A 15,879-nucleotide genomic window follows, 5' to 3' on the forward strand; every position below is an offset into this window, starting at 1 on the left:
AGAGGAATTACTTTCCTCTTTTTTTATTTTTCTTATTTATTTTTTTCTTATTTACGTTAATCTTTTTCTTAGGTTTTGAAGATTTTAATTTTTTATTTTCTATTTTTTTATCACTTACTTCTTTTTCTGAAGTCTTATTTTTTATAGTTTTTTTCTTCATAACAGAATATCCAAAGGAACCAATTGAAGTTCTAGGTAATTTATAATACTCTCCATGACAGTAAGCTAATAAGTCTCCCTTTTCAAAATGTATCTTTCCCTTTTCATCTATTAATTCTTCATTTATATGAGAACTTAAAACTTCTGCTACAAACATATCATGACTTCCAAGAGGAATTACTTGTTTAACCTTACATTCTATATTAATTGGACACTCCTCTATATAAGATGCATTAATATTATCACATTCTACCATAGTAAAATTCATTTCTTTTATTTTATCAATTTTTCTTCCACTTCTAACTCCACAAAAGTCAACTTTTTTTGCCATATTTCCATGTGGAATATTAACTACAAATTCCATGCTCTCTTTTATATACTCATAAGATAATCTTTCTGGTCTTATTGATATTGAAAGCATAGGTGGTCTTGTACATACAGTTCCAGCCCAAGCAACAGTAAATACATTTTCCTCCCCTTTATTATTTCTTGAAGAAATTAAAACTACAGGAACTGGATTTAAAACTACACTTCCTTTAAAACTTTCTTTTTTCATATATTTATTACTCCCATTCTTTCCATACTTCTGGTTTATATCCTACAGTTGCTTTTTTACCATTTCTAACTATTGGAGTTTTTATTACACTTTGATTTTTAAGTAAAATCTCTAATTTCATATCATTACTTCTTATTTTAGCTAAATTTGATTTTTTATAATCCTTACTTTTTTCATTTATTAATTCATTAACAGAAACTGAATTACTAACGCTAGTTAATTCCCCTTTACTAATACCTTTTTCCTTCATATCAATAAATGCATATTTTATTTTTCTTTCTTTAAAATATCTTTCAGCCTTTTTTGTATCAAAGCATTTTTTTGTTCCAAATATTTGTATATTCATTTTTTACTCCTTTATAATAAATTTAAAATTTCCATTGGAGATTCCACAAAATAATCTGGATTTACTTCCTCTAATTTTTTAATATCTAATGCTGTATACTTAACTCCACAAGTTTTACAGCCAGCATTTTTACCACATAATAAATCAAAATGGCTATCTCCTACCATAATAGCTTCTTCTGGTTTTACATTCAAATTTTTTAAAGCATATAATGCAGGTTCTCCCTTTGGCTTATGTTCTTTAGTACACTCAGGTGTAACTATTATATCCATATATTTTATAATTCCTGCAATATCCATACCCTTTTTAGCTAATATTTCTCTTTTAGATGTAACAATACCTATCTTTATATCTTTTTCTTTAAGATTAATTAAAAGTTCCTCTACACCTTTAAAAGGGAAACACATATTATCATGAATTTTTTCGTTATAATTTCTATATGTTTGAATTGCTCTTTTTAACTCTTCTTCATCTTTGCAATAATCTATAAGACTATTTTCTAATGGCATACCATAAAGACTTGTAATTTCTCCTTTAGAAGGTTTTAAGTTAAAACATTTATTAAATGTATATTTAAAGGACTCATATATTAATTCATTTGTGTCTAATAAAGTCCCATCTAAATCAAATAATATAGCTTTTATCATTTTGTTATACCCCCTATAAATATATAATGGTTATTATACCAAAATTCTATTTGCATTACTAATTTTAAACTTAAATTAACAGTTTTAAATTATTTGTATTTTCTGACTATTTATGCTATTATTTTTAATAGACTTTAATTTGGAGGCTTATTATGAAATCAGAAAAAAGTACTAGAGATTTTTATTTTGATACATTAAAAGGTTTTCTTATATTATCTGTTATTATAGGCAATTCAATTGAACTTGCTAGCCCACAAAATGTAGATACGCACTACTTTTTATTATTTCTTTATATGTTTCATATGCCTATGTTTACCTTTGTATCAGGATATTTCTCAAAACTAAGTAAAAGAACTACAGTTCAAAAAGTTACATCAACATTTAAATTATATTTCTTTGCTCAATTATTTTATATAATTTTTTATAAGTATATACTTAGAAGCAGTGGATATAAATTTGAATTTATGTATCCACAATGGACACTCTGGTATTTATTATCTTTAACCTGTTGGTATATACTAGGAGATTACATTAAAGATAAGAAAAAATGGTTAATTGGCGCAATTATAGTATCTCTTATTGCAGGTTTTGATAATAGCATAGGAAGTCTTGGAAGTATGGAAAGAACACTTTTTTATTTTCCATTTTTCATTGCAGGAATGGCCTTTGACAAAAAATATGTAGAAGTTTTAAAAAGACATCGAATAAAACTTCTTATTTCTTCAGCAATAGTTCTTATTTTATTATATGTATTTTCTAAAGATATTAAATTAGAATTTTTATTTGAACTATTTAGTTATTCCGCTGCTAATGAAGATATATTACTTCCACCATTTTTAACAAGAATTTTTCATTATGGAGGAGCCTTTGTAATCGGAACTTTTATTTTAACTTTAGTTCCAAACTTCAAAACTATTCTTTCTCCTTTAGGAAAAAATTCATTAATTTTATATTTGTCCCATGCTGCTGTATGTAATATACTTATCGGTGTTGGTATTGCAAGATATAATAATTTAATCGAACTTATATTATCAGAAATAATTATAGTTTGTGCAACAATTATAATTACTGATGTATTTTTAAAACTAAAAGAAAAAATAATTAATAAAAAAAGTAGCATTATTTAAATGCTGCTTTTTTTCATTTAACACTATAGCGTATTTTGTCATACTATAAATCATAAGTAATTATTTTGTTAGAGGTGAATTTTCCTATGAAAAAACTTTCCAAAATAGCTCTTGTTTTATCAATGCTATTTTCCCTTTCAATATGCTTTATTGGTTGCACTAAAAAAGAGGAACCTTCTAAACTTAAAACTATAAAACTAAATGAAGTTGTTCGTTCTATATTCTATGCTCCAATGTATGTTGCAATAAATGAAGGTTTATTTGAAGATGAAGGTCTAAATATTGATTTATCTACTGGTCAAGGAGCAGACAAAGTTATGCAAAATGTTTTATCTAAAAATTCTGATATAGGTTTTTGTGGACCTGAACAAGTAGTGTACATTTATAACCAAGGAAGAGAGGATTACCCTGTTTTATTTGCTCAGCTTACTAAAAGGGATGGTTCTTTCTTAGTTGGAAGAAAAACTGAAGATAATTTTAAATGGTCAGATTTAAAGGGAAAAGACATAATAGGTGGAAGACCTGGTGGTGTTCCTGAAATGTCTCTTGAATATGTGTTAAACAAAAATAATATAAAACCTAAAAAAGATGTTCATATGGTTACAAATTTAGATTTTACTGCAACAGCTGGAGCTTTTAAAGCTGGTACTGCTGATTATGTTGCATTATTTGAACCAACTGCTTCTATGCTTGAAAAAGAAGGTAGTGGAAAAATTGTTGCATCAATTGGAGAATCTTCCGGAGAAATGCCTTACACTTGCTTCTTCTCAACTAAATCTTATATGGAAAATAATCCTGATGTAATAGAAAGTTTTACAAAAGCTATTTATAAAGGACAACTTTGGTTTGAAAAACATTCTTCAGAAGAAATTGCAGATTCTATATCTTCATTTTTCCCTGGAACAGATAAAGATATAATGGTTTCTGTTATTAATAACTATAAAGAAATTGGTGCCCTTGCAAATGATCCTAAATTAAGTGAAGAGGGCTTAAATCACCTTATGGATATAATAACTGAATATGACTCATCACTAATACCATCTAGACCTCCTTTTAATGATATAGTGAATAATAGTTTTGCAGAAAAAGTTACAAATGAAAAGTAATTATTAAAAATATAATATGAGAAAATTATACTAATTAAAAAGGCAAAATAATAAACAATTTTTAAAGCTTATTATTTTGCCTCTTTATTAAATATATAATACTTTTAAAAATCTTTTTTAATAAATTTAAACTCTATTAGTGTTAGATTTTAATTTTAATTTCCATATAACTTTTTACATATCTTTTAAATTAAAGGTGGTGAAACTATTGGCACTATTAGACATTAATAATATAACAATGAAATATCATTCCTTAAAGGGAGAAACTGAAGCTATAAAAGATGTAAGTTTTCATGTAAATGATAAAGATTTTTTAAGTATATTAGGACCTTCTGGCTGTGGTAAATCAACTCTTTTAAATATAATGAGTGGTCTTTTACCTCAATCAAGTGGCGAAATATTATTTAATAATGAACCTATAAAGGATAATTTAGATAAAATAGGATATATGTTTCAAAAGGATCATTTATTTGAATGGACCTCTGTTTGGAACAATGTAACCCTTGGATTAAAAATTAAAGGCTTACTTACAGATGAAAATATTTCTAGAGTTTTAAATCTATTAAACAATTATGATTTAAGCAAATTTAAAGATCACAAACCTACAGAATTATCAGGTGGTATGCGTCAAAGAGTTGCTTTAATTAGAACTCTTGCATTAAATCCTAGAGTTTTATTTTTAGATGAACCTTTTTCTGCACTAGATTATCAAACAAGGCTTAATGTATGTGATGAAATTTTTGAAATAATAAAACTAGAAGGTAAAACTGCCATTATGGTAACTCATGATATAAGTGAAGCAATTTCTACTTCAAATAGAATTATTGTCTTAACTAAAAGACCTGCATTAATAAAAAAAGAATTTAAAATCAATTTTAAAAATGATCCATTAACTCCTTTTAATAGACGAAAAGAAGAAGAATTTAAAATTTATTTTGATTTACTTTGGAAGGAGCTTGATAATAGTGATTAGTACTGAACATGAACTTTATATAAAAAAATTAAAAAGAGAAAAATTAAAAATAACCTTTTTTAGAATTTTTATTTTAATAGCCTTTCTTTGTTTATGGGAAGTTTTAGCTAACTTAAAATTAATTGATCCTTTTTTAACTTCATCTCCATCAAGAATGTTTAATTCACTTATAGATTTCATTAAAGAAGGAACAATATGGACACATATATGGGTTACTTCCTATGAAACAATATTAGGATTTGTATTAGGTACTGTTATAGGTACAATAGTTGCAATTATTTTATGGTGGTGTCCTTTAACATCAAAAATATTAGATCCATATCTAGTTGTATTAAATGCACTTCCAAAGGTAGCCTTAGCTCCAATAATAATATTCTGGGTTGGAAATGGAACTACAGCTATAATTGTTATAGCTCTATTAATATCTTTGGTTACTACAATAATAAGTGTATTAACTGGATTTAATGAAGTGGATAAAGATAAGCTTTTATTAATGAAAACTTTTCAAGCCTCTAAATTTCAAATATTAAAATATTTAATATTCCCATATACAATTCCAGTTTTAATATCTGCCCTAAAAATAAATGTTGGTTTATCTTGGGTTGGAGTTATAATGGGTGAATTTTTAGTAGCTAGAGAAGGTCTTGGATTTTTAATAGTTTATGGCGGACAAATTTCCCAATTAAATATGGTAATGATGAGTATTGTTATACTGTCATTAATTGCCTTTATAATGTATAAATTGGTATCTATTGCAGAAGATAAATATACCAAGCATAATTAACAATATATTCACTTTTCAAAAAAATTTTTATTAGATAACCATTTCATCCAGTAAAACAGAGGATTTATAAGCCTTCACACAATGTAAATCCTTTGTTTTTATTTGTTTATTTTTTGTTTACTTAATTAACTTAAAGTGATACATTAATATGGTACAAAAGATACTAAGGAGAGATTAACTTGAAATTATTTAGAGAAGCACTTATTGTATTCGGAATTTATTTAATAGGAGAAGTAATAGTTGCTCTTACTCATATACCTATACCAGGTAATATTATTGGACTTCTTTTACTTTTTATAGGTCTTTGTACTAAAATCATAAAGGTTAGTCAAGTTGAAACTTTAACAAATTTCTTTTTGGATCATTTAGCCTTCTTCTTTTTACCAGCAGGAGTTAGTTTAATGAATTCACTTGGAATTATTAAAGCAAGTATTCTTCAAATTATAATAGTTTGTGTAATAACAACAGCTATTACAATTGCCTCAACTGGTTTAATAGTACAATTTGTCGTAAATCTATTAAATAAAAAAAAGAAAGGAATCGAAAAAAATGAGTGTAATAACTAGTAACATATTTTTTAGTATAGTTTTGTCTCTTATTGCATTTGAGATTGGATTATTCTTTTACAAAAAAACTAATTTACCACTTTTTAATCCCTTACTTATAGCAATAGTAATTGTAATTGCATTTTTAACTGCATTTCATATTGATTTTAAAACATATAATTCAGGTGCACAATTTATAAATATGTTTTTAGGACCTGCAACTGTAGTTTTAGCAGTTCCCCTTTATAAACAATTTGAACTTTTAAAAAAGAATGCTATAGCTATTTTTATTGGAATTTTCTTTGGAACTTTAATTGGAATATTTTCAATAATACTTTTATCACATTCACTAGGTCTTAATGTTTCAATGATAGTATCATTAATGCCTAAGTCCGTAACAACACCAATAGGTATTGCTATAAGTAAAGAATTTAATGGAATAGTTCCTGTTACAGTTCTTGCAATTATTTTATCTGGAATAATTGGAGCAATAATAGGACCAACTATTTGTAGAATATGCAAAATTACAAATAGAATTGCAATTGGAATTTCTCTTGGAACAGCTTCTCATGCCGTTGGAACAAGTAAGGCATTAGAACTTGGAGAAACAGAAGGTGCAATGAGTTCACTTTCAATTGGTATAGCTGGAATGATGACAGTTTTTGTAGCTCCACTTGCCTTTAATATTGCAATGTTTATATATAAATTAATAATACATTAAATATTAATTTCATATTGTAATAAAAATCAGCTTATTAAAATTTTAATAAGCTGATTTTTTTAATTAACTAATTTTCATTATAAACTTTTTTAACCTCTAATAATCTTCTATTTAAAAATCCCATTTTACTATCTCTAAAAACTATATATGTTGACTTCTTAGTATAATTTTCAAGTTTACTCATAAATTCTTCTGGTTTTATATTTTCTTCTTGCACAAGCTTTAATCCCTTTTCCCAAGAAGCTGTAAGTTTTGGATTTAAAAGAGATGGTATAGAATTACTTATAACTTCATAAATCATTTCTCCAAGTTCTGTTGGAGTAAGCGTTTGAGTTTTATTGTTAGATTTAACATATTCAATATTTATAAGTTTCTTTAAAATCTCTGCCCTTGTTGCTGATGTTCCAATACCAGCTCCTTTTATATGTTCTCTAAGTTCTTCATCTTCTATAAGCTTACCTGCATTTTCCATTGCTATTATTATTGAACCTGTTGTAAATCTCTTAGGAGGACTAGTTTCTCCCTCTTTCATTTCTAAGGAATTAATTAATACCTTTTGACCTTTTTTCAAATCCTTAGGGAAGTCATCCTTATCCTCTTCCTTTTTCTGTTCTAATATATCTAAATATCCTCTTTCTATACAAACCTTTTTTGTTGTATAAAAACTTTCATCACCAACATTAATTGTAATTGCCTGTTTACTAAACTGAGCTTTTTTATAAAATATTGCTATAAATCTTCTAAGAATTAAAAAGTACATTTTTCTTTCTATTTCTTTTAGAGAGTTTATCATAGAACTACCCTCTCCTGTTGGAATTATAGCGTAGTGATCTGTTATTTTCTTATCATCAACATATTTACTCTTTAAAATACTTGTGTACCATTTATTATCTAAAATTGTTTTTGAAGCATTTAAAAGTTCTTCTCCAATATCTAATTTTGTTAATTTAAATAATGTTTTATTAATTACCTTTGCAACTGCTGTAGATAGTACTCTAGCATCTGTTCTTGGGTAAGTTACCATCTTCTTTTCATAAAGAGTTTGAAGATGCTTTAATGTTTCATCTGGACTTATTTTAAACTTTCTAGAACACTCATTTTGAAGTTCTGCTAAATTAAAAAGTAATGGAGCATTTTTATTTTCTTTAGTTTTTTTAATATTTGCTATTACTCCCTCTTCTAAAACCTCAAGTTCTTTTATAAGTTCTTCACAGTCTTTTTTATTTTTAAATCCACCTTCATTGTATAATTTAGGTGAATCTTTAAACTTAGATTTTTCTAGCCCTTTCCATTCAGCTATTATTTCTTCATCTTTTTCTTCTCTTTTAAAACTTCCTGAAATCTTATAAAATGAAGTCTTTTTAAAATCTCTAATTTCTCTTTCTCTATCAACTACCATTCCAAGAACGCAGCTCATAACTCTTCCAACTGCAACTACGGAATTTCTATCCTTCTTTAATATGTTTGATAATTGTCTACCATAAATAAGTGTTAATAATCTTGAAAAATTAATTCCAATTATGTAATCTTCCTTTGCTCTTAAATAAGCTGAATGAGCTAAAGAATCATATTCATCTAAAGGTTTTGCTTCCTTTATTCCTCTTTTAATCTCCTCTTCTGTTTGAGAATCAATCCATACACGAAGCTTTTCCTTCTTAGGATTTCCTGATAAATCATCAACAAGTCTATATATATATTCTCCCTCTCGTCCAGAGTCTGTACAAACATATATTTTGTCAATGTCCCCTCTATTTAATAATTTACTTACTACATTAAATTGCCCTTTAGCTGAATTTATTACTTCATACTTATATTTTTCAGGCAAGAAAGGGAGATCTTTTAAGTTCCAATATTTTAGTTTTTCATTATAAACCTCAGGATAAGACATAGTAACCATATGCCCTACACACCAAGTAAATACAGATTTCTCACTTTCTATATATCCATTATTCCTTTTTCCATCTACCTTTAACAGCTTTACAAAATCCATTGCTACTGAAGGTTTCTCTGCTATAAATAAAGATTTTCCCATATCTATTTCCTTTCTAAAGAAAATAAACCCTCAAACACTCTGAGGGCTTATTAAAATTATACTATGAAACTTCTATTTTTCCAAATTTAATGTTTTTACATTTCATTTAGAATCCATATTACTATGTTTAAATATGTTGCATAAAGAGTCCATATTAAATATGGAACAAATAATATTCCTGAGAATTTATCAATCTTAAAAAATTTTATAGTTGTTATAACTATAAATATAAGAAGGATTATTATTTCTATAGCTGCCAATCCATATAATCTAAAATTAAAAAATAATATTGGCCATAAAAAGTTTAATATAAGCTGTATAAAATAGGGGCTTAATTCAAAGTAACTTTTTTTCTCTTCCTTTAGCCTCATAAAAACTCTGTAGGATGCAAATCCCATTAAAATATATAAAATAGTCCATGCAACTCCAAAAATCCATGGTGGCGGGAAAAATGGGCCTTTTATAAGACTTTCATATATTATCCTAGAGCCTTTTGTAATAGTTCCTACTATAACTCCTCCAGCAATTGGAAGTGCCATTAAAATAATAAAACTAATAATATTAAATTTACCATTTACCTTAAAAATATTTTTCATATATCACCTCAAAGTATACTTATAATATTATTATACTTTTTCATTATTAAATTATTCTTTAAAGATAAATATCTGAAAATTCAATATCAACTTTTCTGTTTAGCGTAACTATTTCACTATTTTCTCCCATATCATAATCTAGTAGATCTTCTAAGGGAAACTTAATAGTAAATTTATTTCCACATTCCTTACTTGCTTTAAAGTTAATAGTTCCATTGTGAAGTTCTATTAAGGTTTTACTTAAAAATAAACCTAATCCACTTCCCTCTTTATTTCTATTTAAAGTTTTATTTATTTTTGTAAATTCATCAAACATATATTTTTTTTCTTCATTTTCTATAAGCCTTGCATTATTTCTAACTGTAATAACTACATTGTATTCCTGTAAATTTATATTTACCTCTATTTTTTTATTATTTTCACCATGCTTAACACTATTTGATAATAGATTAAGCATAATTCTCTCTATCATATTTTTATCTACCGGAAGATATACCTCTTCGTGAGAAGAATCAAATATTAATGAGTTATTTATCCTTTTTACATACTTATTAGTAGCTATTGTAACATTCTCAATAACTTCAACTAAATTGTATACTTTTTTATTAGGTCTTAAATATCCTTCTGAAATCTTATTTGCATCTATAAAATTATTTATAGTTCTTATAAGTCTTAAACAATTTTGTTTTATTACCTCATTGTTTTTACTTATACTTTCCATATTATAATTATTTAAATGTACTTCGTTTAATGTTAATGCTGAGCTTATAACATTAATTGGAGTTCTAAGTTCATGAGATATATTTGAATAAAATTTATTTTTAACTTCCTCCTCCCTTAAATATTCCTCATACTCTTTTCTCATTTTATTATACTTATTTATTTCTGCTATATCCCTAATATATAAAATTTGTCTCTTTTCATTATTATTAACTAAATGTAATTCTAGTTCCCTAATACTTTTTCTTTTATTTTTAAATTTATATAAGCTTTTTACAAAGGATATTAAATCAATTTGATGAACTAAATTCTCATCTCTAATTTCAGTTTCATCCCATATAATCCCTATTATAAATTCAATATCTTTTCCAAGTAATTCTTCTTTATAATTAAATCCTAAAATTTTTAAAGCTTCCTCATTAATATATGTTAATTTACCAACATTAAATATTAATAACCCATCTTTAAAGGACTCTATTAAATCATAATATCTTTTTTCACTTTTTTTCTTTATAACTTTTAGCTCATTTAAAATTGTATTTCTTTGCTTAAGTTTCATATTAAGTTCACTTTGCTTTATTCTTAACTTTTCTAAATTACTCTTCATTTCATAATAGGCAAGATTAAGTACATTATTTCTTATACCTTCATATATAGAAAAGTAAGCTATATATTTAAATATATCTGCCTTAAATATTATATTATTATAATTATTTCTTAATATAATGTCATAACAGCATTGATATAAAATAGTAAAAATTAAATAACTATATATATATCTGTATTTTACTTTATTTTTATCCTTTCTAAGTTTAAGGACTACTACTATATCAATAATTATTAAAATAACTTTAAATATATATACATAAAAGAATAATTGTAAAAACTCTTTTTCATTTTTTGATATATTAGCCAAAAAATAATTAAAAAATACAATTGATAAAGTTAATATTGTATATATTTTTATACACTTAATATTAGTAACCTTTTTTTTCATAAGTATAAATGCTACTAATATTACAAGAAATAACAAAATATTATTTGATACTACAAATATGAATATATGTCTAATATCAGATTCTCTTTCAACTGTTTTGCTCATTAATATTTTAATATATTCTATAATTCCTATAAATAAGAAACCAATGCCAACATAATTATAATACCCTTTTGTATTTCTAAGTAATGTAACTATTGATAAGGATATTCCAAAAGTTGCACAAAAAATTCCAATAATATAGTGAAATAAAATGTTAATTCCAAATACTTTATAAAATATAATAAATGCTAATAACAATAATATTGCAATATTAAATGAATTTTTTTTCATATTCTTTTTATACTTTATATTCATTTAAATTATTCTCCCTTTTAAAGCTTATTGTAATTTTTGTGCCATTTCCTTCATTGCTATTTACATCTATACTGCCATATTGAAGTTCAACTAACTTTTTCACTACAAATAATCCAATGCCACTTCCTTTTTCCTCTACTGCATGGTTATTTTTACCCATTGAATATTTAATAAATATCTTATCTATAAACTCCTTACTCATTCCTACCCCATTATCTTTAATAACTATATTAATATCTTCCTCATTTTCAAATACTCCTACAAATATTTTCCCATCTTCTAAAATATATTTAATTGAGTTTGATATAATATTTAATAAAATTCTATGCATGAAATTTTCATCTAAATTTAAATATATCTCTTCATTATTTGTATCAAATAACAATTCAATTTCCTTTTGCTTTGCATAACAAATTAAACTATTTACAGTATCCTCTACAAACTCCACAACATTTATTCTTTTTAAATTTGGATATAAATAACCTGATTCAATTTTACTACTATCTATTAAATTGTTAGTAAGCTTCATAAGAGACAAACAATTTTTCTTAGATATACCATTATATTTTAATAAGGCTTGTCTATCTTTATTTTCTATAAATATATGTTCTAATTGAAGAGCTGAATAAATAACATTTATAGGTGTTTTTAAATCATGACTTATGTTAGACAGAAAATCTCTCTTTATCTTTTCTTGTAAAAGTTTTCTTTCTATATTTTCTTTCATTGTATTTATTTTTATTTTTGATGTTATATCCGTTATATTTAATATAATTTCCCCATTTTCCTTGTTATAATCTATTACCTCTATATTTAAATATTTCCCATGTCCATTACACTCTATCTCGCCTCTATATATTTTTTTATCACATATATATTTAACTTCAAAAGTATCATCTTCATTAAATTTAATTAATTTAGAAATTTTCTTATTTATAACATTTCTAATATTCTCTTCTTCTATTAAACTCAAAAAATACTTATTGCAATAAATAACTCTGCTTGTATTATCACTTAATATTATTATTGGAACAGGTATACTTTTAAAAAAGTCTTTAAATATCATTTCTTTTTTTCGTATTAAAATATGAGATACTTCAAGTTCACTATTTTTAATTGAAATATTAGTATTTATATTATTTAATTTTTCATTTCTTTCATATAACTCTTTAAATAACACCTTATATGGAATATTTATAATTACATATATAGCACAGGAAACCATACTAGAAAAAGAAATAAAAAATATTAAATTAACCATTTCATTAATTATTACTATTTTAAAAATAAGTGAAATACAATTTATAATTACTATCATAAAAATTGAAATAGTATAAACATATATATAATTAATTTTGTGTTTCCAATAAATTTTATATTTTTTTATTATTAATATATTTCTTAAACATATCAATAAAATTATTATTAAGTTAAATATATCTAATGCTAAATAATATTCTTGTACCTTTAATAAATTCATTATTGAAATAACTATAAAAATTATAAATATATTTTTTAATAGTTTTATTTTAGGATCTCTTAAATATTTATAAACTAATCCTGCTGATAAAATAAATAATACATTTCCAAAATATCTATATAATACTTTGTCATAATAATTTAAATTTAATTTGCTTACTTCAAATAATAATGAATTTAAATTTATTAAAATTATTACAATAAAATGTATTGATAAAAATTTAAATATTCTAACATCAAATACGTTTTTAGTAGAATATATTAAAAGCAAAATTGAAAATGTTGATATCAATACAAATATTCTTATAATAAATTCAAACATATCTATATTTCTTTCAAAAAATATAGATGTTAAACAATATAAAACAATATATATAGCAAAAAATATTAAAGTCATAATAATATAATTTTTCTTATTGATATATATAATATCTCTCATTTTTCTATTAAATTCCATAAACCCCTCCATACCCTTAATATTTTACTTTATTTTTCCTATTATGTGAAGTTTTTATGAACAAAACCTAGTCAAAATATTTTGACTAGGTTTTATAATTATCTATTTATTATTATTGCAACTACATCCTTAGAAGACTTTACCTCTCCATAATTTATTTCTAATTTACTATTTTCAGTTAAATTAGTAAATACAACTGGCGTTACAATAGAAGGTACCTTTTCTTTTATCTTATCAAAATCTACTGATAAAAGTTTATCTCCAACCTTTACTTTATCTCCTTGATTTATGTATGCAGTAAAGCCTTCTCCATTTAGTGAAACTGTATCCATACCAACATGAATAAGAATTTCTAATCCATTATCACTTGTTATTCCTATGGCATGCTTTGTTCCAAATAATGAAGTTATCTCTCCACTTACAGGAGAAGTTACTACATTACCTAAAGGTTCAATTGCAAAACCTTCTCCCATCATCTTTTCTGCAAAAACCTTATCTGGAACCTCTTCTAATTTTATTACATTTCCAGTTAGAGGTGCTAAAATATCCTCTGGTATATCTTCAAGATATCTTTTATCTATCTCTCCTATTTCATCTTTTGCTTCTAATTTACTTTCAATTGGTAAATTTCCTGCTATTATGTCCTTTATTTGACCTTTTAATATATCAGATTTTGGTCCAAAAATAGCTTGAATATTATTTCCAACTTCCATAACTCCAGCTGCCCCTAAAGCTTTTAATTCATCTTTATTAACTTTTGATACATCTTTTACAATTACTCTAAGTCTAGTTATACAAGCATCTAAATTTTCTATATTTTCCTTTCCTCCAAGTGCTTTTAAAACTCCACTTGCAAGGGAGGCTTCCGATGAATTTGTAGTGCTTAACTTTTCATTATCATCTTCACGTCCAGGAGTTTTTAAATTAAACTTTCTTATTAATATTCTAAATAAGCTGTAATAAACTAAAGCATAAACTGCTCCAACTACTATTACTAAATACCATGGCGTTCTATTTGGTATTATTCCAAATAAAATAAAATCTATTATTCCTCCTGAAAATGTCATACCAATTTTAACATTTAAAATTTGCATAATCATGAAGGATAAACCTGCCATTAAAGCGTGAACTCCAAAAAGAACTGGTGCAACAAAAAGAAAAGCAAATTCTAAAGGTTCTGTAATACCAGTTAAAAATGATGTAAGAGCAGCTGATCCCATAATTCCTGCCACTGCCTTTTTATTTTCTGGTTTAGCTTCTTGATATATTGCAAGGGCTGCTGCTGGAAGACCAAACATCATAAAAGGAAATTTTCCTGTCATAAATGTTCCAGCTGTAAAGGGAACTCCATCTTTTAATTGAGCAAAAAATATATTTTGATCTCCCATAACTAATTGTCCAGCCTTATTTATATATTCTCCAAACTGATACCAAAATGGATTATACCAAATATGATGTAACCCAAAAGGTATTAATGCCCTTTCAATAACTCCAAATAAAAATGATGCTATAGTAGGATTAGCATCAATCATACTTCTTGAAAAATAAAACAATCCTTGTTGAATTGGAGGCCATATAAATGTCATTAATATTCCTAAAAGAACTCCAATTGCAGCTGTAACAATTGGTACAAATCTCTTTCCTGCAAAAAAGCCTAAGTAAGGAGGCAGTTCAATTTTATAAAACTTATTGTACATAGCTGATGCTATGAGGCCCATTATTATTCCTCCAAATACTCCAGTCTGGAGGGTTGGAACTCCAACTACAGTGGTATACATAGGATCTGTTAACATATCACTAGTAACTCCTATGAAAGTTCCCATAGAAACGTTCATTATTAAAAATCCAACTATAGCTGCAAGACCAGCAACTCCATCTCCATCTGATAGTCCAATTGCAACTCCCACAGAAAAAATTAATGGTAAGTTTGTAAAAATAACATTACCTGACTGTTCCATTACATTTGCAACTAATTGTATCCAGTCCGCTCTTAAATATGGAAAATTAACTAAAAATGCTTCATTCATAAATAAATTACCAAAGGCTAATAATAATCCTGCTGCTGGAAGAAGTGCCACTGGTAACATTAAAGCTTTACCTATTCTTTGTAAAACTCCAAAAATCTTTTTACTCATCTCTATTCTCCTTTCTAATTTATAACAATATTATTTTTCCCTTTATTTTCTTTATTTACACTAGATAAAATTTCCATAAAAAAATAGTGAGCAAAACTATTACTTACTCACTAAAATTAAACATTATTTATATAAATTTTAT

At 25.4% G+C, this 15,879-nt stretch carries 14 protein-coding genes; 6 read left to right on the top strand and 8 right to left on the bottom strand.

The features are described 5' to 3' along the window. Positions 1-7: 7 nt before the first annotated feature. Genes J2S18_RS01700 through ppaX form a run of 3 tightly spaced genes read right to left on the bottom strand, consistent with a single transcriptional unit; the run spans position 8 to position 1,708 of the window. Entirely contained in the window at positions 8-715 is a 708-nt protein-coding gene (locus tag J2S18_RS01700; protein ID WP_307482423.1) for a flavin reductase family protein, read from the bottom strand. A gap of 7 nt (positions 716-722) precedes the next feature. Continuing rightward, positions 723-1,061: an arsenate reductase family protein gene (locus tag J2S18_RS01705; protein WP_307482425.1), complete on the bottom strand. Its 339-nt coding sequence runs from the start codon at positions 1,059-1,061 to the stop codon at positions 723-725. Between the two features lie 11 nt (positions 1,062-1,072). After that, positions 1,073-1,708, bottom strand: coding sequence for a pyrophosphatase PpaX (ppaX, locus tag J2S18_RS01710; protein WP_307482428.1), 636 nt, complete (start codon positions 1,706-1,708; stop codon positions 1,073-1,075). A 152-nt stretch (positions 1,709-1,860) separates the two neighbouring features. Here ppaX and J2S18_RS01715 point away from each other — a divergent pair, with 152 nt between their 5' ends. The 6 genes from J2S18_RS01715 to J2S18_RS01740 all read left to right on the top strand — a co-directional run bounded on the left by J2S18_RS01715 (position 1,861) and on the right by J2S18_RS01740 (position 6,964). Next, positions 1,861-2,835, top strand: a complete 975-nt coding sequence (locus J2S18_RS01715) for an acyltransferase family protein (RefSeq protein WP_307482432.1) — start codon at positions 1,861-1,863, stop codon at positions 2,833-2,835. Between the two features lie 86 nt (positions 2,836-2,921). Further along, a complete protein-coding gene (locus tag J2S18_RS01720) occupies positions 2,922-3,941 on the top strand; it encodes an ABC transporter substrate-binding protein (protein WP_307482435.1) in 1,020 nt (339 codons plus the stop codon). 208 nt (positions 3,942-4,149) lie between these two features. Further along, the gene (locus J2S18_RS01725; RefSeq protein ID WP_307482437.1) at positions 4,150-4,914 is read left to right on the top strand and encodes an ABC transporter ATP-binding protein; all 765 of its coding nucleotides are present in this window, start codon (positions 4,150-4,152) and stop codon (positions 4,912-4,914) included. Further along, on the top strand, positions 4,910-5,698 hold the full coding sequence (locus tag J2S18_RS01730; RefSeq protein WP_307483512.1) for an ABC transporter permease: 789 nt from the start codon (positions 4,910-4,912) through the stop codon (positions 5,696-5,698). Before J2S18_RS01725 ends, J2S18_RS01730 begins: the two co-directional genes overlap by 5 nt. Positions 5,699-5,877: 179 nt before the next feature. Then, positions 5,878-6,264, top strand: coding sequence for a CidA/LrgA family protein (locus tag J2S18_RS01735; protein ID WP_307482440.1), 387 nt, complete (start codon positions 5,878-5,880; stop codon positions 6,262-6,264). Then, entirely contained in the window at positions 6,248-6,964 is a 717-nt protein-coding gene (locus J2S18_RS01740; protein ID WP_307482443.1) for an LrgB family protein, read from the top strand. Before J2S18_RS01735 ends, J2S18_RS01740 begins: the two co-directional genes overlap by 17 nt. A gap of 67 nt (positions 6,965-7,031) precedes the next feature. Here the strand turns inward: J2S18_RS01740 and J2S18_RS01745 are convergent, their stop codons facing one another. The 5 genes from J2S18_RS01745 to ptsG all read right to left on the bottom strand — a co-directional run bounded on the left by J2S18_RS01745 (position 7,032) and on the right by ptsG (position 15,737). After that, positions 7,032-8,996 (bottom strand): DNA topoisomerase, encoded by a 1,965-nt coding sequence (locus J2S18_RS01745; protein ID WP_307482445.1) that lies wholly within the window; start codon positions 8,994-8,996, stop codon positions 7,032-7,034. 95 nt (positions 8,997-9,091) lie between these two features. Further along, positions 9,092-9,592 carry a TspO/MBR family protein gene (locus J2S18_RS01750; protein ID WP_307482447.1) on the bottom strand — a complete coding sequence of 167 codons (501 nt, stop codon included), beginning with the start codon at positions 9,590-9,592 and terminating at the stop codon, positions 9,092-9,094. A 58-nt stretch (positions 9,593-9,650) separates the two neighbouring features. Further along, positions 9,651-11,666, bottom strand: coding sequence for an ATP-binding protein (locus J2S18_RS01755; RefSeq protein WP_307482450.1), 2,016 nt, complete (start codon positions 11,664-11,666; stop codon positions 9,651-9,653). Continuing rightward, positions 11,650-13,602, bottom strand: a complete 1,953-nt coding sequence (locus J2S18_RS01760) for a sensor histidine kinase (RefSeq protein ID WP_307482453.1) — start codon at positions 13,600-13,602, stop codon at positions 11,650-11,652. The genes J2S18_RS01755 and J2S18_RS01760 overlap by 17 nt, the downstream gene beginning before the upstream one ends. A gap of 98 nt (positions 13,603-13,700) precedes the next feature. Further along, on the bottom strand, positions 13,701-15,737 hold the full coding sequence (ptsG, locus tag J2S18_RS01765) for a glucose-specific PTS transporter subunit IIBC (RefSeq protein ID WP_307482456.1): 2,037 nt from the start codon (positions 15,735-15,737) through the stop codon (positions 13,701-13,703). Positions 15,738-15,879: the final 142 nt, after the last annotated feature.

The organism is Eubacterium multiforme (genome assembly GCF_030813415.1).
Classification (GTDB): domain Bacteria; phylum Bacillota; class Clostridia; order Clostridiales; family Clostridiaceae; genus Clostridium; species Clostridium multiforme.